This is a genomic window from Streptomyces sp. NPDC088554 (assembly GCF_044752945.1).
In the GTDB taxonomy this organism is placed as follows: domain Bacteria; phylum Actinomycetota; class Actinomycetes; order Streptomycetales; family Streptomycetaceae; genus Streptomyces.
In genome coordinates this window covers 1-20,874 of record NZ_JBIVMF010000005.1, presented here as the reverse complement: position 1 = coordinate 20,874, position 20,874 = coordinate 1, and the positions used below count along the sequence as shown (strand labels likewise).

Below are 20,874 nucleotides of genomic sequence, written 5' to 3'. Positions count from 1 at the left end.
TCCGCGCCCCGGGCGGGATGAGTGGACGGCGGGAGTTCCTGGCTCGCCCGGCTCGCGTTGCCGCTTGGCCGGGCTCACAGTGGCGGGACCGCGCCGGGCTCGCACCGGGCTTCCTCCCCATGACGCCGTCGTGGCGTTGTGACGGGTCCGGTGACCCGCCGTCTGCATAGTAAGTGCTGAGGTCACGGCCCGGGAGGCCGCCCGGACGGACCGGTGGGGAGCACGGCCCGGCTCGGTATGCTCGCCGCCATGCCGCCCACCACTCCAACACCCGTGAACCGGGACGAAGCCCCCTCCCGGCCCCCCGTCCGGGAGCGCGGCGACGCCTGCCCGGGTGCGCTGCGGCTGCACAGCGCCGACGACGGACGGCTGGCGCGGCTGCGACTGCCCGCCGGGATCCTGACGCACCGTCAGGCGCAGGTGCTGGCGGAGGCCGCGGAGCGCCTCGGCGACGGGCATCTGGACATCACCTCCCGGGGCAACATTCAGCTCAGGGGGCTGGCCGCGAGCTGCGGCGATGAGCTGGGCGCGCTGCTGGACGAGGCGGGTCTGCTGCCCTCGCCGGAGCACGAGCGGGTACGGAACATCGTGGCCTCCCCGCTCTGCGGGCTGGACGGATCCGCCGCCGGGGACGCCCAGTCGTGGGCCCGCGAGCTGGACGCGCTGCTGTGCGCGAGCCCGGCGGCGACGGCCCTTTCGGGGCGTTTCCTGTTCGCGCTGGACGACGGCCGCGGCGATGTCGCGGCCCTCGGCGCGGATGTGACGTTGCTCGCACGGGGGGACGGCGCGGTCACCGTACATACCGGGGCGAACCGCTCCGGGGTGCGGGTGGCCGCGGCCGACGCCCCGCGCGCCGCGCTGCTGGCGGCGGAGACCTTCCTCACGCTGGCGGCGGCGAGCGGCTCGGGCGCCTGGCGGGTACGGGAACTGCCGCCGGGCCCGGGGCGGGAGCTGGACGGCGCGGTGGCGCGGGCACTGGCACGGGCGGGGATCGGGGCGCCGGGGGACGGCGGTTCCGGGGGGTTCGGGGACGGGACTTCCGCGGACGGTACGCCGGGGGACGGCGGTTCCGGGGGGTTCGGGGACGAGGCTTCCGCGGACGGTGCGCCGGGGGACGGGACTTCCGCGGACGGTGGGCCGGGGGACGGCGGTTCCGGAGGGTTCGGCGACGAGGCTTCCGCGGACGGTGGGACGGGGGACGGTGCTTCTGCGGACGGTGGGACGGGGGACGGCGGTTCCGGAGGGTTCGGCGACGAGGCTTCCGCGGACGGTGCGCCGGGGGGCGGGACTTCCGCGGACGGGGCGCCGGGGGACGGGACTTCCGCGGACGGGCCCGCCTGGCCTCGCTCCGGGCCGCCCGCGCCCGGTCCGACGCGGTCCCCCGACGGGACCGTCGCCCTCTCCGTGTACGCCCCGCTGGGACGCCTCAGCGCCGGCCAGTGGCGGCTGCTGCTGTCCGCGGGCGCGGGCGGCGTACGCGTGACCCCCTGGCGCGGCGTGGTCGTACCCGCCCTGGACCCGGCCGCCGCCGACGCGCTGCTGGACCGTCTCCGTACCGCGGGACTGATCACCGACGCCGGCTCGCCCTGGCACGGCGTCGGCGCGTGCACCGGCCGGCCGGGGTGCGCGAAGGCGCTGGCGGACGTACGGGCGGACGCGGCCGGAGCCCTGCCGGCGCCGGGCGGACGCGACGCGCTGCCGGTCTACTGGTCGGGGTGCGAACGGCGCTGCGGCCACCCGGGGGGCGCGTGGGTGGACGTGGTCGCGACCGCCGAAGGCGCGTACACCGTCTCCGTGCACGACGTGCGCGAGGTACATGGCCCCACACCTGTGGCCGCCCAGCGAGAACTGGCCGAAACGATCAGAACAGCCCGAAAAACAACAACGACAGCGACGACAGCAGTGACGAAATGAGCGAGCCCAGCGTGTCCACAGCGTTCGACTACGAGAAGGACGGCGCGGCGATCTACCGCCAGTCCTTCGCCACGATCCGCGCCGAGGCGGACCTCTCCGGGCTGCCCGCCGATGTCTCCCGGGTCGCGGTGCGGATGATCCATGCCTGCGGCATGGTCGACCTGGTGCGCGATCTGGCCTTCACGCCCACCGTGGTGGCCCGTGCCCGGGAGGCGCTGCTCGCGGGCGCGCCGATCCTGTGCGATGTCTCGATGGTCGCCAGCGGCGTGACCCGCAAGCGGCTGCCCGCCGGCAACGACGTCGTCTGCACCCTCTCCGACCCGTCCGTGCCCGCGCTCGCCGCCGAGCTGGGGACGACCCGCAGCGCCGCCGCCATGGAGCTGTGGCGGGACCGGCTCGACGGGGCGGTCGTGGCCGTCGGCAACGCCCCGACCTCGCTCTTCCGGCTGCTGGAGATGATCGAGGACGGCGCCCCGCGCCCGGCCGCCGTGATCGGCGTACCGGTCGGCTTCATCGGCGCGGCCGAGTCCAAGGACGCGCTCGCCGGGCACCCGGCCGGACTGGAACACCTGGTCGTACGGGGACGGCGCGGCGGCAGCGCCATCGCGGCGGCGGCCATCAACGCGATCGCGAGCGAGGAAGAGTGACCGAGAACAGCACCCCCACCGGTACCCGTGGCGAACCCGGTACCCGTGGCGAACCCGGCAGGCTGTACGGGGTCGGCCTCGGCCCCGGCGATCCGTCGCTGATGACCGTACGCGCCGTCCAGGTCATCGCCGGGGCGGACGTGATCGCGTACCACAGCGCCGGGCACGGCCGTTCGATCGCGCGCTCGATCGCCGCCGAGCATCTGCGCCCCGACCACATCGAGGAACCGCTGGTCTATCCGGTCACCACCGGCACCACCGACCACCCCGGCGGCTACCGGGGCGCGATGGAGGACTTCTACGCCGAGTCCGCCGCCCGGCTCGCCGTCCATCTGGACGCCGGGCGCACGGTGGCGGTGCTCGCCGAGGGCGACCCGCTCTTCTACGGCTCGTACATGCACATGCACAAGCGGCTGGCCGACCGCTACCCGACCGAGGTCATACCGGGCGTCACCTCCGTGAGCGCGGCGGCGGCCCGGCTCGGGGCGCCGCTCGTCGAGGGCGAGGAGGTGCTGACGGTCCTGCCGGGCACGCTGCCCGAGGAGGAGCTGACGGCCCGGCTGGCGTCCGCGGACTCGGCGGTCGTGATGAAGCTCGGGCGGACCTTCCCGGCCGTACGGCGGGCGATCGAGCGGGCGGGGCGGCTGGACGACGCGCGGTACGTCGAGCGCGCCACGATGAGCGGGGAGCGTACGGGCGCGCTGGCCGACATCGATCCGGACTCCGTGCCGTACTTCGCGGTGGCGGTGCTCCCGAGCCGGGTGGACGCCGCGCCCCGGGAGACCGGGCCGGACGCCGGTGAGGTCGTGGTGGTCGGTACGGGTCCGGCGGGGCCCCTGTGGCTGACCCCGGAGACCCGTGGCGCGCTGGCCGATGCCCAGGATCTGGTCGGCTACACCACCTATCTGGACCGTGTTCCGGTCCGGCCGGGGCAGCGGCGGCACGGTTCCGACAACAAGGTGGAGTCCGAGCGCGCCGAGTTCGCCCTCGATCTGGCGCGCCGGGGACGCCGGGTGGCCGTCGTCTCGGGCGGCGATCCGGGGGTCTTCGCGATGGCCACGGCCGTACTGGAAGTGGCGGCGGCGGACCCGTACAAGGACGTGCCCGTACGGGTGCTGCCGGGGCTGACCGCCGCCAACGCGGCCGCCGCCCGGGTCGGCGCGCCGCTCGGCCACGACTACGCGGTGCTCTCGCTCTCCGACCGCCTCAAGCCGTGGGAGGTCATCGCCGAGCGGCTGCACGCGGCGGCGGCGGCCGATCTGGTCCTGGCGCTCTACAACCCCGGCTCGCGCAGCCGCACCTGGCAGGTCGGCAAGGCCCGCGAACTCCTCCTGGAGCACCGTGCCCCGGACACCCCCGTCGTCCTCGCCCGCGATGTCGGCGGCGCGGAGGAGCGGGTACGGATCGTACGGCTGGCGGACCTCGACCCGGCCCAGGTCGACATGCGGACGATCCTGCTGGTGGGTTCGTCGCAGACGGTGACGGTACGGCGGGGGCCCGGCCGGGAGGAAGTGGTCTGGACGCCGCGCCGCTACCCGGAGCCTTCCGCGGAAGCGTCTCCGGGGAGCTGACGCGCCACCCGGTCCGCCGCCCAGTCCGCCGCCTCGCCGGGGGTCGCCACCACCGGCACCCCCGCCGGGACGGCGGGCCGGCGCACCACGATCACCGGGATCCCGGCCTCGCGCGCGGCGGTGAGCTTGGGCGCGGTGGCCGCGCCGCCGCTGTCCTTCGTCACCAGGACGTCGATACGGTGGCGGCGCAGGATCTCCCGCTCACCGTCGAGCGTGAACGGCCCCCGGTCCAGGAGGGTTTCCGTACGGGCGGGGTACGGCGGCTCCGGGGCGTCCACCGACCGTACGAGGAACCACGCCTCGTCGAGCGCGGCGAACGCGGCCAGCCCCATCCGCCCGGTCGTCAGGAACACCCGGGGCCGCCCGCCCAGCGCGGCCAGCGCCCCGGCCGCCTCCGCCAGCGAACCGACCGGACGCCAGTCGTCCCCGGGACCGGGTACCCAGGAGGGGCGACGCAGCGCGAGCAGGGGAACATGGGCGGTGGCGGCGGCCCGCGCCGCATGGAAACTGATGGTCCCGGCGAAAGGATGGGTGGCGTCGATGAGCGCGTCGACCCGGTGCTCGGTCAGCCAGCGCCCGAGCCCCTCCACGCCGCCGAACCCGCCGATCCGCACCTCGCCGGGCGGCAGCGAGGGCCGCGCGACGCGCCCGGCGAGGGAGGACGTCACGCACAGGCCCTCCTCGGTGGACAGCAGCTCGGCCAGCCGACGGGCCTCGGTGGTCCCGCCGAGGATCAGCAGCCGCGCCTTCTCGTTCCGTGCCACGTCCGCGCATCCTCCGGGGTCCGTTCATGAGTGAGCAGGTCACGCCGGTCACCGGTGGTACGGAAGCCACCGGTGGCCGCGGCGCCCAACTCAAGCACACCGGTCTGCGCCCCGGCTGGACGACCGGTGCCTGTGCGACGGCGGCGACGACCGCCGCGTACACCGCGCTGCTGACCGGCGACTTCCCCGACCCGGTGACGATCACGCTCCCCAAGGGCCAGACGCCGTCCTTCGCGCTGGCACGGGAGCTGCTGACGCCGGGGGCGGCGGGGTCATCTGGACCTATGGGGTCGGCGGGGTCGGCGGGACCTGCGGGGTCATCGGGACCTGTGGGGTCGGCGGGGGCGGCGGGGGCGGCGGGGCCACCGGAACCGCCCTCCGCGATGGCGGCGATCGTCAAGGACGCGGGCGACGACCCGGACGTCACCCACGGCGCCCTGATCCGCGTGACGGTACGCCCGGCCGAGCCCGGTGCGGGCGTCGTCTTCCGCGCGGGCCCCGGCGTCGGCACGGTGACCCGCCCCGGCCTGCCCCTGGAAGTGGGCGAACCGGCGATCAACCCCGTACCCCGTCAGTTGATGCGCGACCACGTCGCGGAGGTCGCCGCCCGCCACGGCGGCACGGGCGATGTGGAGATCACCGTCTCCGTGGACCACGGCGAGGAGATCGCCCGCTCCACCTGGAACCCGCGCCTGGGCATCCTCGGCGGCCTGTCCATTCTCGGTACGACGGGGATCGTGGTCCCGTACTCCTGCTCCGCCTGGATCGACTCGATCCGCCGGGGCGTGGACGTGGCGCGCGCGGCGGGACGTACCCATGTCGCGGGCTGTACGGGCTCCACCTCCGAGAAGACCGTCCGGACCGTCCACGGCCTCCCCGAGGACGCGCTCCTCGACATGGGCGACTTCGCGGGCGCGGTCCTCAAATACATCCGCCGCCACCCGGTCGACCGCCTCACCCTCTGCGGCGGCTTCGCCAAACTCTCCAAACTCGCGGCAGGCCACCTGGATCTCCACTCGGCCCGCTCCCAGGTCGACAAAACGTTCCTGGCCGACCTGGCGACCGCCGCGGGCGCCCCTCCCGCCCTGGCCACCCGCATCACCACGGCCAACACCGGCCTGGAAGCCCTCCGCCTCTGCGAAGCCGCCGGCATCCCCCTGGGCAACGCGGTGGCCGCCCGCGCCCGCGACGAGGCCCTGGCGGTACTGCGGGGAGCGCCGGTCGCGGTGGACGTCATCTGCATCGACCGGGCGGGGGCGGTGGTGGGGCGGGGGTAAGCGGGCGGGGTGGGCGAGTTGTGGCGCGGATCAGTGGAACCAGACCAGGACCGGGATCCGGATCTCACGGATGTCCCGTAGCACCACGTACTCGAAGACGACGGGCTCGCCGTCGATCTGCACGCTGTACCGCACCCCGAGATCATCCATCGGGTCACCCAGCGACTGCTCGCCGTCATCGATAGCGGTGCCGACTCCACGGGCCAGCGCCACGAGGAAATCCGTCGTTGATCTTCGCCAGCTCGGGAGCCATGTCCAGCATGGTCTCCGCCGGGTTCTGCTCGGTGAAGACCGCCCAGCCACGGCGCGGTGGTAAACCGGTCACTGTCCGGTTCCTCCGACCCGCGCGGCAAGCTCACCCACGGGGACAAGGTTGCGGCCCGCGGAAACATTGGCCCGACTGCGCTCGGCGCCGGGAGCGCGGTTGAGCATCGCGGTCTTCCACCAGCGGCGCATGACCGCCGGAACGACACCCTCCTCGGCAGCCGGCACCTCGGTGTAGAAGCGCGCGCGGTCAGCACCGCCCAGCGCGTCCCCGACGGCGTTGATGGTGTGCGGGATCTACGGAATCGCGGTGCTCCGGTCCCCCGCCGAGTGCCCCGGCTGAACAGTCAAGGCTCTCCCTCCTCATCCCTGAAGCCCCCCGACCAACGACCCCACCGACAACAGGCGGCAGCCGTCCCTGCCGGACCACCCCCGCACACGCGGGGAGCGATCCGTGCGGGCTGTACGGCCCGGACTTTACAGGGAGAAGCCCCGCGGACGCGGGGAGCAGATGAAGGTGGTGGGGATGGCGGGATCCACGTCGGGACCATCCCCGCGTAGGCGGGGAGCAGCCGTCGGCCGATGCCCGGTGGTGTCACCTGTGGGGACCATCCCCGCGCACGCAGGGAGCAGCGCCTTGACCATCGATGCCTGCTCACTGGTCAGGGACCATCCCCGCGCACGCGGGGAGCACACTGCCCGACCTGCGAGTCTACGAGCCCGCCCCGCCCGCTCCGTCCAGTTTCACCGAATCCGGCATTCGCCCCACCTGCACACAAACCTCAGCACACATGCTCATCGTCCCGCCCCCGCTCCCGCCCCGTCGAGTACAGGTGGCTGTCCCTGAACTGCTCCGCGCCCAGGGTGCGGCCCACCAGGATGACCGCCGTGCGGACCACGCCCGCGGCTTTGACCTGGGGGGCGATGTCGTCGAGGGTGCCGCGGAGGACCAGTTCGTCCGGGCGGCTGGCCATCGCGACCACCGCGGCGGGGCAGTCGGCCCCGTAGTGCGGGAGCAGTTCCGCCACCACCCGGTCGACGTAGCGCGCGGCCAGGTGCAGGACCAGCAGGGCGCCGCTGCGGCCGAGGGTGGCGAGGTCCTCGCCCTCGGGCATCGGGGTGGCGCGCTGGGCGATGCGCGTCAGGATGACCGTCTGGCCGACCGTCGGCACCGTCAGCTCGCGCTTCAGGGCCGCCGCCGCCGCCGCGAACGCGGGCACGCCGGGGACCATCTCGTACGGCACGCCCGCCGCGTCCAGCCGCCGCATCTGCTCGGCGACGGCGCTGAAGACCGACGGGTCGCCGGAGTGCAGCCGGGCCACGTCGTGGCCCTCCTCATGCGCGCGGACCAGTTCGGCCGTGATCCCGTCCAGATCCATCCGCGCGGTGTCGATCAGCCGTGCGCCCGGCGGGCATTCGGCCAGCAGTTCGCGCGGGACGAGGCTGCCCGCGTACAGGCAGACGTCGCACGCGGCGAGCCGGCGCGCGCCGCGCACCGTGATCAGGTCGGCGGCGCCGGGGCCGGCGCCGATGAAGTACACCGTCATCGTTCTTCTCCCACTGAGATCCCACTGAGACTGAAAGGGCGCGCATCACACGAAGGGCGCGCATCACACGGTCGTTCGTCACCGCGCCTTCGTCACCGCGCCTTCGTCACCGACCACTGCGTGACCGGCATGGCCTGCCGCCACCCGGTGAATCCTCCGACCGGTACGGCGTGCGCCACCGCCAGCCGTACCAGCTCCCCGCCGAAGCGGCGGTACCGGTCGGCGAGCAGCGCCTCGGACTCCAGCGTCACCGTGTTCGCGACCAGCCTGCCGCCCGCCGGCAGCGCCTCCCAGCAGGCGTCCAGCAGCCCCGGCACGGTCAGCCCGCCGCCGACGAACACCGCGTCCGGCACCGGCAGGCCCGCCAGCGCGGCGGGCGCCGCACCCGTGACGATCCGCAGCCCCGGGACGCCGAGCGCCCGCGCGTTGCGGCCGATGCGCTCGGCGCGCGCCGGATCGCGTTCGACGGACACCGCCCGGCATGAGGGGTGCGTACGCATCCACTCCACGCCGATCGAACCGGACCCGCCTCCCACGTCCCAGAGCAGTTCCCCGGGCGCCGGTGCCAGCGCGCCCAGCGTGGCGGCGCGCACATGGCGCTTGGTGAGCTGGCCGTCGTGTTCGTACGAGCTGTCCGGCAGCCCCGGTACGGCGCCGAGGCGCGGCGCGTCCTGCGCCCGGCGGCACTCGACCGCCACGACGTTCAGCGGGTCGCCCTCGGGCAGGTCCCAGTCCTGGGCGGAGCCCTCGACGTACCGTTCCTGCTCCGATCCGAGCCGCTCGAACACCCGCAGCCGGCTCGGCCCGTACCCCCGCGCCCGCAGCAGCGCCGCCACCTCGGCCGGGGTTGCCGCGCCCGCGCTGAGCACCAGGACCCGGCGGCCGTCGTACAACGCGGCGGCCAGTCGTTCGGTGGGGCGTCCGACGAGCGTGACGACCTCCGTGTCCTCCACCGGCCAGCCGAGCCGCCCGCAGGCGTACGACACCGACGAGGGGTGCGGCAGCACCCGCAGCGCCCCAGCCCCGGCCACCTCGGCCAGCGCCCGCCCGATCCCGTAGAACATCGGATCCCCGCTGGCCAGCACGCATATCCGGCGCCCGGCATGAGCCGCGAGCAGTACGGGAACGGCGGGCCGCAGCGGCGAGGGCCACGCCACCCGCTCGCCCACGCACTCGCCGGGAAGCAGGTCCAACTGGCGGTCGCCGCCGATCAGCACCTCCGCCCGGAGCAGCGCCTCCCGCGCCCCGCCGGACAGCCCGGACCACCCGTCGGCGCCGATCCCGACCACGGTCACGGCGGAAGGCGGTACGGGGTCCACCACAGGCGGGATGCTCACTGCCGTACACCTCTGAGCTGGAAGAAGTCGAAAGGAAATCGAAGAAGACCGGACAGGACAGGCTCGACGGGACAGAACCAGACCGGAAAGGACCGGAAAAAGACCGACCCCGAACTCTACTGTCCGCCCGATCCCGGCAGGGCGATGCCCTCCGGCAGCGCCCGCACCGCCTCCCGCGCGAAGCCCGCCGCGTCTCCGGGACGCAGTACGCCCTCCGGCGGCTCCGGCGGCTCCGGCTGCTCCGGCGGCTCCAGCGGCTCCAGCACGAAGACGAGTTCCAGGAAGGCCCGGTGGAAGCACGCGCCGATACGGGCCACCTCCTCCAGATGGTCCGCCACCGCGCCCGCACCGGCCGACCCGCCCCTCCAGCGCGGCCAGCACGGCCAGCCCGTCCGTGAAGCGTGGCGCGCGTTCGCGCAGGACGCCGACGAAGATCTACTCCTTGGTCTCCTCCTTGGTCTCCTTCTTGTCGCGGAAGTGCTTGTAGAGCGCGGCCTCCGAGCAGCCCACCGCCCGCGCGATCTCCTTCGTCGTCGTACGCGTCAGGCCCACCGTGGTCATCAGCGACGCCGCCGCGTCGAGGATGCGCGCACGCGTCAGGGCTCCCCCGGTCAGGAGAGGCGCCGGGGGCGGCGACGGGGGTGTCGGAGCGGCTTCTCGGTCCATTGCCCGGACGACCACGGTGGCAGGTGAGTGAACACTCACCTACTACGGGATCCGCTCGTCACTGGACTGGCACTGGACTGGAGGGGTCGTGGAACTCAGGGAGCTGTACACCGGCCTGGAGGAGAGGGAACGGATCCTGCGGGCCGGTGATCTGGAGCGGACCTCCGTACGACCGCCCCGGCTGACGAACGGAGCGGGCAGAGGCACCTACCGCCACGCCGTCGAAGCGGGCCCGCCCGGCTCCGCCATCGCCCGCGCCGATGTCGCCCGCGCCATGCTGGACTTCGTCCCGGTGGAAACGACCGTCCGCCACGCGGTCGGCGTCAGCGACTGAGGCGTCACTCCTACGGGTGAGGTAGGGGAAAGTCGGCGGGCCTCGCCCCGGCGGGAAGAAATGATCGGGTGTCGGCGCGCCGAAGTCGCGCCGGGGCACTCGATGCCTCAACACATCGATACAAGGGCTGGGACCGATGGCAACAGGCACCGTGAAGTGGTTCAACTCGGAGAAGGGGTACGGCTTCCTCAGCCAGGACTCCGGCGGCCCGGATGTGTTCGTACACTTCTCGGCCATCCAGAGCAACGGCTACCGGACCCTGGAAGAGGACCAGAAGGTCGAGTTCGAGGTCACCCAGGGGCCGAAGGGACCGCAGGCGGAGACGGTCCGCGCGCTCTCCTAAGCGTGTCGCGAACGTACCGCCTGCCCGTTCGGCCTTCAGCCCGTTCTCATCCGCCGCGCGCTGTCCCTCGGACCGCCTCTGTTGGACGACCCGTGGGACAGTGCGCGGTTCCGGAGGGTGTCAGACACACCGACCCGGCAGGATGCCGCCTTTCGACCGGGGCCTAGGACGGGACTACGGACGGCGCCTCGGACGGCGCCTGTGACGACGCCTCGGATGCCGTCCCGCTCGGCTCCGCGCCCGGCTTCCCCTGCTGGAGCAGCCGCTCGGCCAGCACCCCGAAGATCACCCCGAACGCCGTCCACAGCACTGCCTGTACGGCGATCGACGCCAGCCTGAACTCCCAGAGCAGCGCCGCCGGGAACGACTCCGGGACGGCATCGGTGTTGGACGGCAGTACGAGGCAGGCAAGGGCGATGACGACGACATAACCGGCGCCCGCGACGAGCGACGCGTTCCAGTTGCCGATCCGCGGCGCGAGTCGCTTCCCCGCGATGACCGCGATCAGCGCCACCAACACGCTGAGCAGGATCATCAGGAAGTAGAGCGCGGTACGCCTGCCGATGGTGTCCGGACTGCCCACCGCGGGCGGGGCCGCCGGATACTTCAGGAACGGCACCAGGAACACCGTGACGAAGGCCGCCCCGGCGATCATCGTGGCGGTCGCCCTCGGGCCGAACCGGCCGATCCTGCCCAGGCCGACGGCGAAGACCAGCGAGGCGATCCCGCCCACGGCCACCCCGTACACCAGGACACCGGTGGCCAGTCCGAACGTCGACTGGACCGGCCTGCTGACCAGTTCCTCCTCTTCCTCCTCGTCGCCGTGCGCGTGCGCGGCGGACGATTCCTGTCCCTCGGACACTTCCTGGTGCGCGGGAGCGGACCGCGCCTCCTCCTGGGCGATGGACGCCCGTACGGAGGGCTCACCCGCCAAGTAGGCCAGCGCGAACGCGAAGAGCCCGGCCAGCAGCCCCGCGACCATGCCCCGGACCAGGAGATTTCTGACGGTGGATCCATGCATGTGCGTGATCTCCGTCAGTGGCAGGGAAAACCGAGCAGATGACGGCCGTCGTGCACCCACTCATGCACCCCCGCACCGGAGAACACCGATGTCGCGCCCTGTTCGGCGCCGACGAAATAGAGCAGCACCAGCATCAGGGTGCCCACGAACACGGCCCACGGCAGAACCGCGCCCAGGGGAAGCGGAGTTACCGGGGTGCTGACGGGGGAAAGGACCGGGGTCGCTATGGACTGAGCCATGGCACAACCTCCTTGGGGAACTCGCGTCCCATTGAATGGAGCTCGAACGACGGCCATCGGGTCTGACTCACCGGACCCCTTCACGCCGTACGCGCGACGAACCCCCGGTATTACAGTGGCGCGACCGTGCCGGATTCCCACCGGACTTCCGTCTCGCCGTCGTGATTATCGACGTGAAGGTACCGCGAACCGGCAAACAGGCCAAGAGGCACTTCCGGGAACCGCCCAGGCCATGGAGCCGAAGAGCCCCCCGACTCCGAGCCTCCCGCTCACCCCTGGCGCTTATCCTCGGCCCTTCACCCGGTCCAGCGCGGCGACCCCCGCCGCCGCCAGACCGACCTGGATTATCAGCTCGATCCAGTCGAACCCCTTGGTATCGGCCACCCCGAAGCCCGCCGCGACAGCCGTACCGATCAGTGCCGCGACAACGCCGACCGCGATGGTCCACAGCACACCGATGCGCTGACATCCGGGTACCACGAGCCGCCCCAGCACGCCGATGACGACGCCGATCACGATGGCCGTGACAATGCCGGAAATCTCCATGTCCCGTCCCCTCCTCCTCACACACCCGCTACGGACAGTGGTGCATGACCAGACGTCTGCCCGTCGAGAACCCGTTCAGTCCCGAAGTGCGATAGTTCGCCAGTTCGGTTTGGTGGGCCGGGAACAGGGAATCTCGCGGGCGCTTTCACCGCGCGAACGGCTCGGCGTCGCGCTACGGACGGCTCCAGCCCGGGTCCCGCCCGGTCAGCGCCAGCAGCGCGTCGAACGGCTCCGCGTCCTCCGCCACCGGCACGGGCTCCCCGAACACCCCCGTCTTGCGCGCCGTCGGCGCCAGCGTCCGGAACTCCGCCCCGACCGCCCCGACCAGCGTCGCGTCCGGCTCGTACGGCTGCCCGCGGCCCGCGCCAGATCCCACCCGTTCCCACCCGTACACGATCAGCGCGCACGGAGTAGGCGCGGTGGGCTGGTCGTCGGTGACGCCCCTGACAACGGTGACGGTACGTTCGGCCGCCACCCCCAACAGCGTGCCGATCTTGGCGTTCATAGTTCCGACCCCAGGCACCCGCAGCCCGAGCGTTACGCAGCCGTCGTAGGGGTGGCGGTGCGGCAGCCGAGGGCCGAACGCCTTATGCCACGCTGGCAACCATGGTCGTACTGCGCTCCGTCGTTCTCTTCGCCCTCGCCGCCGTTCTCGAAATCGGCGGCGCCTGGCTCGTCTGGCAGGGAGTACGCGGCGACGGCACCGGCGGCGGGGGGCGCGGCTGGATCTGGATCGGGGCCGGGATCATCGCCCTCGGCGCGTACGGCTTCGTCGCCACGCTCCAGCCGGACGGCGAGTTCGGCCGGATCCTCGCCGCGTACGGCGGGGTGTTCGTCGCGGGGTCGATCCTCTGGGGCATGGCCGCCGACGGCTACCGCCCGGATCGCTGGGACATCACGGGAGCGCTGATCTGTCTGGCGGGCATGGCAGTGATCATGTACGCGCCCCGGGACCACTGAGGCGGCCACCGGCCACGGACCCACCGGGCCGTCCGGCCGCCCCGGAAGCCCCCCGGAGGAAGACCACCCGGAAGCCCACCATCCGGTCGGCGCGCCCGCCGCCGTCCGCACCCCGCCTATCCTGGCCGGACAGATCAGCCGATCATATGCGCGAGGAGTACGAAATGACCGCCGCCGGGACCCCCATCGCCGTCATCACCGGAGCGAGCAGCGGCATCGGCGCCGCCACCGCGCGGACACTCGCCGCCGCCGGCTATCACGTCGTCGTCACCGCCCGCCGCGAGGACCGCATCGAGGCGCTCGCCGCGAAGCTCACCGTCGAGGGCCACCGCGCCACCGCGTACGCCCTCGACGTCACCGACCGCGCCGCCGTCGACGCCTTCGCCGGCGCCCTGGACACCCTCGCCGCCGAGACGGCCGAGACGCCCGAGACCGCCGAGACGCCCGGCACGCCCGGCGGCGTGCTCCAGGTGCTCGTCAACAACGCGGGCGGCGCCCTCGGCGCCGACCCGGTCGCCACCGGGAACCCCGAGGACTGGCGCCGGATGTACGAGACGAACGTCCTCGGCACCCTCAACCTCACCCAGGCCCTGCTGCCCGCCCTCACCGCCAGCGGCGACGGCACGGTCGTCGTCCTCTCCTCCACCGCGGGCCACGGCACCTACGAGGGCGGCGCCGGCTACGTGGCCGCCAAGCACGGCGCCCATGTCCTCGCGGAGACGCTCCGCCTGGAGATCGTCGGCACCCCGGTCCGCGTGATCGAGATCGCCCCCGGCATGGTCAAGACCGACGAGTTCGCCACCACCCGATTCAACGGCGACACCGAGAAGGCCGCCAGTGTCTACGCGGGCGTCGCCGAGCCGCTCACCGCCGACGACATCGCCGACACCATCACCTGGGCCGTCACCCGCCCCAGCCACGTCAACATCGATCTCATGGTGGTCCGCCCCCGCGCCCAGGCATCCAACACCAAGGTCCACCGCGAGCTGTGACTCCGCGCAGGCGTCGGCGGGAACGCAGGGCAGCGCGCGTTGGCAGGAGCAGGCCCTGTTCTCCCGAAGCTACGGCGAAGTGACAAGTAGCTCTCTGTAGCGGATCCGGGGTGTGCTTGTCAGCGTTCTGGACCTTCTGGGCTCACCGGGGGGCCTGCTCGGCGAGGTTGGTCCGGTCATAACGACCGGAGGGAGCCTGGGGTGCGGCAGGAGTGGGAGCCGGAGGACCTGATTGAGGTCTGGACGCTGCTGGAGGAGGACCAGGAGCGGCTGCGGAACAAGTCGGGGGCGAACCGGTTGGGGTTCGCGCTGTTGCTGAAGTTCTTCGAGGTAGAGGCCCGGTTCCCGGAGGACGCCGGGGAGATCCCGGTGCCGGCGGTGTCGTACGTCGCCCAGCAGGTGAGGGCGCCCGCGGAGGAGTGGGTCGCGTACGACTGGTCGGGGCGGGCGATCAAGCGGCACCGGATGGAGATCCGGGGCGCGTTCGGCTTCCGTGAGTGCACCGAGGAGGACCAGGCCCAGCTCGCCGAGTGGCTGGCGGTCGAGCTGTGCGGGGTGGAGCTGAACCGGGAGCGGCTGGCGGAGGCGGTGGTGGCCCGCTGCCGGAAGGACCGGCTGGAGCCACCTGCCCCGGGACAGATCGCCCGGCTGGTGGGCAAAGCGGTCAGCACCTTCGAGGAGCGGTTCTGCGCGGCCACGGTGGCCCGGCTGTCGGCGGCGACCCGGTCCCGGCTGGACGACCTGATCGCCGAGGACGCCTGCACGGACGCGGAGAGCGCGGGCGGCGGGGGCACGTTCTTCACCGAGCTGAAGGCGGACCCCGGGGCGCTGGGGCTGGACAGCCTGCTGGCAGAGGTGAACAAGCTCCAGTGAGTGCGCGGGCTCCAGTTGCCGCCGGAGCTGTTCGCGGACGTGTCGGAGAAGCTGGTGGCGGCCTGGCGGGCCCGGGCGGCCAAGGAGTACCCATCGGACCTGCGGGCGGCGGCCGGACCGGTGCGGTACACGCTGCTGTCGACGCTGTGCCATGTGCGGGAGACGGAGATCACCGACTCGCTGGTGGAGCTGTTCATCCAGCTCGTACAGAAGATCAACACGCGGGCGGAGAAGAAGGTCGAGGGCGAGTTCAACAAGGAGCTCAAGCGGGTCCGCGGCAAGGAGGGCATCCTGCTGCGGCTGGCGGAGGCGGCGGTCGCGGAGCCGGGAGGCACGGTCCGCAAGGTGATCTATCCGGTGGCCGGGGAGTCCACGCTGAAGGCGCTGGCGGCGGAGGCCGCGGCGAATGAGGCACGCTACCGGGCCCGGGTGCGGACGGTGCTGCGCTCGTCGTACTCCAACCACTGGCGGCGGATGCTCTCACCCCTGCTCAACGCGCTGGAGCTGAAGTGCAACAACACCGCCTACCGGCCGGTGATGGACGCGATCGACCTGCTCAAGCGGTACCTGGACCAGCCCATCGCGAAGGAGGGGGCGTTCTTCGACGAGGCGGAGAAGATCCCGCTGGCCGGGGTGGTGCGCGAGGAGTGGCGCAAGGCTGTGGTGGATGAGCGCGGTCGGGTCGAGCGCATCCCGTACGAGCTGTGCGTGCTCGTGGCCCTGCGGGACGCGCTGCGGCGGCGGGAGATCTGGGTGCCGGGCGCGAACCGGTGGCAGAACCCGGAGGACGACCTGCCACCGGACTTCGAGGACAACCGCGATGTGCACTACGACGCGATCCGCCAGCCGCAGGACCCGGAGAAGTTCATCGAGGCCCTGGAGAAAAGGCTGCGCGAGGCCCTGACCCGCTTCGACACGGCGCTGGAGCTGGGCACCACGGGCGGGGTGGACATCGTCAAGAAGCACGGCGAGCCGTGGATCAAGGTCTCGCCGCTGGGCAAGCAGGAGGAGCCGGAGAACCTCGTCGCGCTGAAGGCGGAGATCGAACGCCGCTGGGGCACCATCGACCTGATCGACATCCTCAAGGAGGCCGAGTTCGCCACCGGCTTCACCGGCGAGTTCACCTCGGTCGCCACCAGGGAGGCGGTCCCGAAGGCGGTGCTGCGGCGCCGGCTGCTGCTGGTGCTGTTTTGTGCACGCTTGGTCACTGTTCATGTACCTTGCGTGCGTGATCGAGACGGGATGGCGGGTGTACTTCACTCGCAGAGACCTTCCGTGCCCGGCCTCGCCGCTGCCGTTCCTGCTGTCGCCGACGTACGCGTACGACGTCGCTCTCAACTCGTTCTTCCGTCGTCCGCAGATGGTCGCGGCCCCGCAGAACACGCGGACGGGGTACGCCAGGGACATCGCGAAGTTCCTGAACTTCCTGTGGGCTTCGCGCGGCGGTACATCGTGGCGGGACGCATCCGAGGACGACCATGTGGCGTATCTGGTGTGGCGCCGTCAGGACACGGCGGGGCCGCGGGTGGCCGGGTCGACGTGGAACCGCGAGGTGTCGCTGGTCAACCAGTTCTATCTATGGGCGGTACAGCGCGGGCACGTGGTCGCGCATCCGATCGTCCAACGCTCCCGCCGTCTGGTGCCGGTGGAGGCGGGCCGCATGCCGGTCCGCGGGCAGGAGCCGGGGACCACGCCGGCGACGTACGCGCACGATGCGGAGAAGGACAAGGTCGAGTGGCTGCCTCCGGCCGCCTACCGCCGTTGGCGGGACGTGGGCGTACGCGGCTACCGCCTGGACGGGCTGCCGGATGAGAGGTTCCGGGGCCGGTGGGCGGCCCGCAACGCGTGCTTCACGGACCTGATGGTCCGCACCGGGCTGCGGCTGGCCGAGCAGTCCGCGCTGAGCGTCTTCGAACTGCCGCTACTGCACGGTGCGGGCGGCTATCAGCGGTTCTGGCTCCCGGGGGCGATCGCGAAGAACTTCTCGGCCCGCTGGGTCTACACGCCCGAATCGCTGATCGGTGAACTCGCCGCCTACGCGCGGTTCGACCGGGTCGAGGTGATCGAGCGGGCCCGGGCGGCGGGCCGCTACGCCAGGATCCGTCGGCCGCTGGTAGTGGAGGACCCCGGCAAGCCGGTGGCCGTGCAGAGCGGCGGCGGGCGGAGCCGGGTGAAGGTGTCCCAGCTCGATCCGACTGAGCGGTATCGGCTGCTCGTGGACACCCCGGACGGGCTGGAGCCTGGCATGTTCTGGCTCGGCGAGGAGGGCCTGCCGCTGGCGGTCTCAACATGGAAGAGCATGTTCGCCGACGCCAACGAACGGTGCCGTCGGCACGGCCTTGGCGTCACTGCTCACGCCCATGCTCTGCGTCACACCTTCGCCGTGGTGACCTTGGAACAGCTCCAGCGCGGACACATCGCGGCACTCGCGTCGATGACCGCGGACCAGCGCGGCCACTACACCCGGATCTTCGGCGACCCGTTGGACTGGGTCCGCCGCAGACTCGGCCACCGGTCGGTCCTGACCACGACCATTTATCTTCACGCCCTGGCCGAGTTGGAGATGGAGACCCGCATGGCCCTGGTCCCCGACTTCTGGGAGGACCCCAGGGACATGCCCCTCGCACTGGTTGCCGGGGACGTGTCATGACGGCGGCGAAGACCGGCCGGGGCAGCACCCGCACCGGCCGCCCGGCCGTGCTGCCGGGCCCCGCCTACGTTCCGCCGCCCCGGCTGCGGTCCGAGGACGGCTCACTGACCGTGGACTTTCACGGTGAGGATGGCCGTCGGCGGCAGTTCGTCCTCTCCGCGCTACCACTTGGGAGCTGGCACGCGCCCCTGGCCGAGGCGCTTGAGCGGCGGATCGGGCCCAGCGGGACGGTCCGCACACTGGCGTCGGCCCGCAGTTGTTGGGAGCCGGTCCAGAGGTTCATGAGGTTCCTCGCCCAGCTGCCGAACCCTCCGGCACATCCGGGCGAGCTGACAGCCGCTCAGATGGAGGCGTTCTACCGGCACCGGTGCGAGACAAACCAGCAGGTGCTTGCCTGGCACGAGGTCCGCAAGGTCGGACAGTTCCTGGAACTGCCACCCTTGCGCGACGTGGTGGCTTCGGAGGTCCTCGACTTCGTCGCCCGCCGCTACGAGCGGCACCGCTCCGCGGGCAAGCCCGGGTACTCCGACGGTGAGCTCAGCCGTCTGGTCGCGGCTGCACGCCGGGACGCGGCTCGCATCCGGGACCGGATCGACGCCGCCGAGGCCATGCTGGAGCAGTTTCGCACCGCACCCGACACGCTGAGCGGCGCCGATCGGGCACGCGCCACAGCTCTCGATGAAATGGCCGCCACCGGCGAGGTTCCGCGACTGCCCGGTCGCGGTCGCACGGAATGGACCGAACGGTCCGCACGGGCAGCCGAGTTGTTCCTGACGCCCGCCGACCTGGCACCGCTCATGGTTCTGCTGGTCGCACTCACCGGCCGCAACATCGAGACCGTGAAGGAACTGCCCGCCGAGCACCGCGTTCTGGAAGGCCGCGCGGTCGAACTGCGGCCGGTCAAGCGCCGACGCGGTCCTCACCGCTGGTTCGACACGGTGACCTGGGAGATCGGCCCGCCGGGCCGGGAGCTGCACACACCCGGTGGGCTCTATCTGTTGGTACACCGACTCGCTGCCCGCAGCCGCGGCTTCAGCGGAGCCAAGAGCCTCTGGTCAGTCTGGCGCAACGGGAACCGCGCCGGAGTCACCGGCCGGGACGAGCACCACGATCCGTTCGCCACCGCCCTCTACCACTCGTCCGGTCAACGCCAGTGGGCCCTTCAGCGGGGTCTGCTGGCCGACGCCCCTTCCGCGGACGCGGAGGCGCCGCCGCTGGTGATCGAGTTCAACCGGCTCAAGACCAGCATCGACGTCCGCCGCACCCGGCAGGTCGGCGGACACCTGCCGTCTGCTGTCCGCACCAACACCATCCCCGTCCTGTTCCGGCACTACCTGCGCGGCGACCCGACGACGATCGCCTGGGCCCACGAGGTCGTCGGCGAAGCCTTCGCCGACGCCGAGCAGGCGGCCCTGGCCGCCCATCAGCGGACCCTGCGCTCCGCCGGCGGCGCCCTGCGTGTCATCCCGGGTTCCGCCTGCGGCGACAACCCCGAAGACGGCGGCCTGGACGCCGATCTTGCCCACCGCGCGGAGCACGGACAGCTGGACACCGCCTGGTCGGCCTGCACCGATCCGGAACGGCACCCGGTCACGGACAGCCGCTGCGAAGCATCCTTCCTCGACTGCTTCCACTGCGGAAACTGCCTGATCACCACCGCCCACCTGCCCCGTCTGCTGGGCCTGCTCGATGCCCTTGCCGAGCGCCGCCAGCAGATGAGCGAACCGGACTGGTGGCACCGCTACGGACCCGCCTGGGCCGCGATCCGCCACGACGTACTCACCCGGTTCGGCCCTGAGGAGGTCACCGCCGCCGAGCAGAACAAGCCGACCGACGCACTGCTGCATCTGATCGAGAACCCCTGGGAACAACCATGACCACCGCGCTCACCCGGCTGCCGGCCTCGGCTGAGACAGGACCGCTGGTTCTGCACGGCCGCCGCCTGCGTCCCGGCGCCTCCTTGGAGGCCACCTCCAGGTTCACCGACGGAGTCTGGAGGCTGGAGGACGCCCTCCTCCAGCGGCATGCGCAGTCCCTGATGCTGGACTTCGCTGCCCTGCCCGCCCGTTACCGGCAGACCGTCAAGCACCTGTGCTACGCGATGCTTTCCGGGCCCCTGCCGCCCGGGGAACGCCGGGCCAGCGTCAACACGGTGCACCGCACCTTCGGGGAGCTGAAGCGGTTTCTCAGCTGGGCAGACGCCTATGTTCCAGGGCCGGGACGGCCGGCCGGGGTGGTGCTGGCGGGCCTGCAAGCCCGAGACCTGGAGCAGTACCAGCTACATCTGCTCGCCACGGTGACCAGCCCGGGCGTCCGATACTCGGCCCGGCGAGCCGTCCGATTCCTCTGGCGCTATCGCCACGGCCTGCCCGACGACGGGCTCACCCTCGACCCCCGCCACGTCGAGGGCTGGGGCGAGCCCTCCCGGCCCAAGACGGCCGAGAACGCCACCGACCGGATCCCCGAAGCCGTTCTCGGACCGCTCATCGCCTGGTCTCTGCGGTTCATCGACGACTTCGGCCCCGACATCCTCGCCACTGAGGAACACCGTCGTCAGCTCTACGACCGTCGCAGCGAAGGCCGCACGAGCTACAGAACCGGTGCCAGCGACGCACTGCGCGAACTCCTCGCGCGGCACTTGAAGGAGAGCCGCCCGCTGCCCGGTCACCGAGGCCGCCCGAACATGCACTTCCTCGGCCTGCTCCTTGGCTGCCACGTCAAGACACTGGAGGCGCTACGGCCACAGATCGACGCCACCGCCGCGAAGGTCGGCCTGGACGCCTACAGCTGGTTCGAGCTGCCGATCACTGGACAGCTGGACGGACAGCCGTGGCTTGACGGCGGTCTCCGTAAGCTCCCCGTGTGCGGCCAAATACCGCGCAATTTATGGCCACGGGTTTCCCCGCGTACGGCCAGATCTTCTCCCCGC

Annotated in this window: 23 protein-coding genes, 1 pseudogene and 2 riboswitches; of the genes and pseudogenes, 13 read left to right on the top strand and 11 right to left on the bottom strand. The window is 72.1% G+C overall.

The genetic code is table 11. The annotated features are described in order from the left end of the window. Positions 1-11: 11 nt before the first annotated feature. Positions 12-176, bottom strand: a riboswitch (cobalamin riboswitch). Between the two features lie 73 nt (positions 177-249). The 3 genes from ACIP8W_RS07435 to cobJ all read left to right on the top strand — a co-directional run bounded on the left by ACIP8W_RS07435 (position 250) and on the right by cobJ (position 4,132). After that, on the top strand, positions 250-1,914 hold the full coding sequence (locus tag ACIP8W_RS07435) for a cobalamin biosynthesis protein CobG (protein ID WP_402202298.1): 1,665 nt from the start codon (positions 250-252) through the stop codon (positions 1,912-1,914). Then, positions 1,911-2,561: a precorrin-8X methylmutase gene (locus ACIP8W_RS07430; protein ID WP_401951989.1), complete on the top strand. Its 651-nt coding sequence runs from the start codon at positions 1,911-1,913 to the stop codon at positions 2,559-2,561. The genes ACIP8W_RS07435 and ACIP8W_RS07430 overlap by 4 nt, the downstream gene beginning before the upstream one ends. Positions 2,562-2,662: 101 nt before the next feature. Further along, entirely contained in the window at positions 2,663-4,132 is a 1,470-nt protein-coding gene (cobJ, locus tag ACIP8W_RS07425) for a precorrin-3B C(17)-methyltransferase (protein WP_401952159.1), read from the top strand. Here the strand turns inward: cobJ and ACIP8W_RS07420 are convergent. Next, positions 4,093-4,896, bottom strand: a complete 804-nt coding sequence (locus ACIP8W_RS07420; protein ID WP_402202296.1) for a cobalt-precorrin-6A reductase — start codon at positions 4,894-4,896, stop codon at positions 4,093-4,095. The genes cobJ and ACIP8W_RS07420 overlap by 40 nt on opposite strands. A 26-nt stretch (positions 4,897-4,922) precedes the next feature. Between ACIP8W_RS07420 and ACIP8W_RS07415 the strand changes: the two genes are divergently transcribed. Beyond that, positions 4,923-6,173 carry a cobalt-precorrin-5B (C(1))-methyltransferase gene (locus tag ACIP8W_RS07415; protein WP_402202295.1) on the top strand — a complete coding sequence of 417 codons (1,251 nt, stop codon included), beginning with the start codon at positions 4,923-4,925 and terminating at the stop codon, positions 6,171-6,173. Between the two features lie 30 nt (positions 6,174-6,203). Here ACIP8W_RS07415 and ACIP8W_RS07410 read toward each other — a convergent pair whose 3' ends face one another. From ACIP8W_RS07410 to ACIP8W_RS07390, 5 genes are all read right to left on the bottom strand, one after another. Continuing rightward, a complete protein-coding gene (locus ACIP8W_RS07410; RefSeq protein WP_402148204.1) occupies positions 6,204-6,386 on the bottom strand; it encodes a hypothetical protein in 183 nt (60 codons plus the stop codon). Between the two features lie 833 nt (positions 6,387-7,219). Further along, positions 7,220-7,984, bottom strand: coding sequence for a precorrin-4 C(11)-methyltransferase (gene cobM, locus ACIP8W_RS07405; RefSeq protein WP_401952000.1), 765 nt, complete (start codon positions 7,982-7,984; stop codon positions 7,220-7,222). Between the two features lie 92 nt (positions 7,985-8,076). Next, entirely contained in the window at positions 8,077-9,321 is a 1,245-nt protein-coding gene (gene cbiE, locus ACIP8W_RS07400; protein ID WP_401952003.1) for a precorrin-6y C5,15-methyltransferase (decarboxylating) subunit CbiE, read from the bottom strand. A 116-nt stretch (positions 9,322-9,437) separates the two neighbouring features. Beyond that, complete coding sequence (locus tag ACIP8W_RS07395; protein ID WP_402202292.1) at positions 9,438-9,659, bottom strand: hypothetical protein; 222 nt, start codon at positions 9,657-9,659, stop codon at positions 9,438-9,440. 97 nt (positions 9,660-9,756) lie between these two features. Continuing rightward, positions 9,757-9,987 carry a TetR family transcriptional regulator gene (locus ACIP8W_RS07390; RefSeq protein ID WP_401952008.1) on the bottom strand — a complete coding sequence of 77 codons (231 nt, stop codon included), beginning with the start codon at positions 9,985-9,987 and terminating at the stop codon, positions 9,757-9,759. Positions 9,988-10,075: 88 nt separating this feature from the next. On the opposite strand from ACIP8W_RS07390, the gene ACIP8W_RS07385 reads away from it, so the two are divergent. Both ACIP8W_RS07385 and ACIP8W_RS07380 read left to right on the top strand, forming a co-directional pair. Continuing rightward, positions 10,076-10,321 carry an NAD(P)H-binding protein gene (locus tag ACIP8W_RS07385; protein WP_402202290.1) on the top strand — a complete coding sequence of 82 codons (246 nt, stop codon included), beginning with the start codon at positions 10,076-10,078 and terminating at the stop codon, positions 10,319-10,321. A gap of 136 nt (positions 10,322-10,457) precedes the next feature. Then, positions 10,458-10,664 (top strand): cold-shock protein, encoded by a 207-nt coding sequence (locus ACIP8W_RS07380; protein ID WP_401952013.1) that lies wholly within the window; start codon positions 10,458-10,460, stop codon positions 10,662-10,664. A 163-nt stretch (positions 10,665-10,827) separates the two neighbouring features. Here ACIP8W_RS07380 and ACIP8W_RS07375 read toward each other — a convergent pair whose 3' ends face one another. The 4 genes from ACIP8W_RS07375 to ACIP8W_RS07360 form a co-directional block, all read right to left on the bottom strand. Next, the gene (locus ACIP8W_RS07375) at positions 10,828-11,685 is read right to left on the bottom strand and encodes a CbtA family protein (RefSeq protein WP_402148232.1); all 858 of its coding nucleotides are present in this window, start codon (positions 11,683-11,685) and stop codon (positions 10,828-10,830) included. A gap of 14 nt (positions 11,686-11,699) precedes the next feature. Beyond that, on the bottom strand, positions 11,700-11,924 hold the full coding sequence (locus tag ACIP8W_RS07370) for a CbtB domain-containing protein (protein ID WP_401952018.1): 225 nt from the start codon (positions 11,922-11,924) through the stop codon (positions 11,700-11,702). A 37-nt stretch (positions 11,925-11,961) separates the two neighbouring features. Next, positions 11,962-12,133: riboswitch (cobalamin riboswitch) on the bottom strand. Between the two features lie 73 nt (positions 12,134-12,206). Next, entirely contained in the window at positions 12,207-12,470 is a 264-nt protein-coding gene (locus ACIP8W_RS07365; protein WP_402202287.1) for a GlsB/YeaQ/YmgE family stress response membrane protein, read from the bottom strand. Between the two features lie 172 nt (positions 12,471-12,642). Beyond that, the gene (locus ACIP8W_RS07360) at positions 12,643-12,975 is read right to left on the bottom strand and encodes a hypothetical protein (protein ID WP_401952023.1); all 333 of its coding nucleotides are present in this window, start codon (positions 12,973-12,975) and stop codon (positions 12,643-12,645) included. A gap of 101 nt (positions 12,976-13,076) precedes the next feature. Between ACIP8W_RS07360 and ACIP8W_RS07355 the strand changes: the two genes are divergently transcribed. From ACIP8W_RS07355 to ACIP8W_RS07345, 3 genes are all read left to right on the top strand, one after another. After that, entirely contained in the window at positions 13,077-13,430 is a 354-nt protein-coding gene (locus ACIP8W_RS07355) for a YnfA family protein (RefSeq protein ID WP_401952026.1), read from the top strand. A 164-nt stretch (positions 13,431-13,594) separates the two neighbouring features. After that, positions 13,595-14,422 (top strand): SDR family NAD(P)-dependent oxidoreductase, encoded by an 828-nt coding sequence (locus tag ACIP8W_RS07350; protein WP_402202285.1) that lies wholly within the window; start codon positions 13,595-13,597, stop codon positions 14,420-14,422. 201 nt (positions 14,423-14,623) lie between these two features. Next, complete coding sequence (locus ACIP8W_RS07345; RefSeq protein ID WP_402202283.1) at positions 14,624-15,295, top strand: DUF4158 domain-containing protein; 672 nt, start codon at positions 14,624-14,626, stop codon at positions 15,293-15,295. A gap of 480 nt (positions 15,296-15,775) precedes the next feature. Here ACIP8W_RS07345 and ACIP8W_RS07340 read toward each other — a convergent pair whose 3' ends face one another. Continuing rightward, positions 15,776-16,510: a hypothetical protein gene (locus tag ACIP8W_RS07340; protein ID WP_402202281.1), complete on the bottom strand. Its 735-nt coding sequence runs from the start codon at positions 16,508-16,510 to the stop codon at positions 15,776-15,778. Between ACIP8W_RS07340 and ACIP8W_RS07335 the strand changes: the two are divergent. The 4 genes and pseudogenes from ACIP8W_RS07335 to ACIP8W_RS07320 form a co-directional block, all read left to right on the top strand. Beyond that, a pseudogene (locus ACIP8W_RS07335) lies at positions 16,509-16,832 on the top strand (site-specific integrase); the annotation flags it as partial. The gene ACIP8W_RS07340 and the pseudogene ACIP8W_RS07335 sit on opposite strands and share 2 nt — an antisense overlap. A gap of 234 nt (positions 16,833-17,066) precedes the next feature. Further along, the gene (locus tag ACIP8W_RS07330; RefSeq protein WP_402202471.1) at positions 17,067-17,945 is read left to right on the top strand and encodes a hypothetical protein; all 879 of its coding nucleotides are present in this window, start codon (positions 17,067-17,069) and stop codon (positions 17,943-17,945) included. Next, entirely contained in the window at positions 17,942-19,822 is a 1,881-nt protein-coding gene (locus ACIP8W_RS07325) for a hypothetical protein (protein WP_402202279.1), read from the top strand. The genes ACIP8W_RS07330 and ACIP8W_RS07325 overlap by 4 nt, the downstream gene beginning before the upstream one ends. Beyond that, positions 19,819-20,874: hypothetical protein (locus tag ACIP8W_RS07320; protein ID WP_402202277.1), on the top strand; the 1,056-nt coding region annotated here is incomplete at its 3' end. The genes ACIP8W_RS07325 and ACIP8W_RS07320, both read left to right, overlap by 4 nt.

Excerpts from the sequence above, each read along its gene's own strand:
- ACIP8W_RS07365 (WP_402202287.1), bottom strand. The coding sequence starts at position 12,470 with ATGGAGATTTCCGGCATTGTCACGGCCATCGTGATCGGCGTCGTCATC.
- ACIP8W_RS07430 (WP_401951989.1), top strand. The coding sequence starts at position 1,911 with ATGAGCGAGCCCAGCGTGTCCACAGCGTTCGACTACGAGAAGGACGGC.
- ACIP8W_RS07355 (WP_401952026.1), top strand. The coding sequence starts at position 13,077 with ATGGTCGTACTGCGCTCCGTCGTTCTCTTCGCCCTCGCCGCCGTTCTC.
- ACIP8W_RS07360 (WP_401952023.1), bottom strand. The coding sequence starts at position 12,975 with ATGAACGCCAAGATCGGCACGCTGTTGGGGGTGGCGGCCGAACGTACC.
- ACIP8W_RS07350 (WP_402202285.1), top strand. The coding sequence starts at position 13,595 with ATGACCGCCGCCGGGACCCCCATCGCCGTCATCACCGGAGCGAGCAGC.
- ACIP8W_RS07390 (WP_401952008.1), bottom strand. The coding sequence starts at position 9,987 with ATGGACCGAGAAGCCGCTCCGACACCCCCGTCGCCGCCCCCGGCGCCT.
- ACIP8W_RS07370 (WP_401952018.1), bottom strand. The coding sequence starts at position 11,924 with ATGGCTCAGTCCATAGCGACCCCGGTCCTTTCCCCCGTCAGCACCCCG.
- ACIP8W_RS07415 (WP_402202295.1), top strand. The coding sequence starts at position 4,923 with ATGAGTGAGCAGGTCACGCCGGTCACCGGTGGTACGGAAGCCACCGGT.
- cobM (WP_401952000.1), bottom strand. The coding sequence starts at position 7,984 with ATGACGGTGTACTTCATCGGCGCCGGCCCCGGCGCCGCCGACCTGATC.
- cobJ (WP_401952159.1), top strand. The coding sequence starts at position 2,663 with ATGACCGTACGCGCCGTCCAGGTCATCGCCGGGGCGGACGTGATCGCG.
- ACIP8W_RS07325 (WP_402202279.1), top strand. The coding sequence starts at position 17,942 with ATGACGGCGGCGAAGACCGGCCGGGGCAGCACCCGCACCGGCCGCCCG.
- ACIP8W_RS07435 (WP_402202298.1), top strand. The coding sequence starts at position 250 with ATGCCGCCCACCACTCCAACACCCGTGAACCGGGACGAAGCCCCCTCC.
- ACIP8W_RS07380 (WP_401952013.1), top strand. The coding sequence starts at position 10,458 with ATGGCAACAGGCACCGTGAAGTGGTTCAACTCGGAGAAGGGGTACGGC.
- ACIP8W_RS07375 (WP_402148232.1), bottom strand. The coding sequence starts at position 11,685 with ATGCATGGATCCACCGTCAGAAATCTCCTGGTCCGGGGCATGGTCGCG.
- ACIP8W_RS07340 (WP_402202281.1), bottom strand. The coding sequence starts at position 16,510 with ATGAACAGTGACCAAGCGTGCACAAAACAGCACCAGCAGCAGCCGGCG.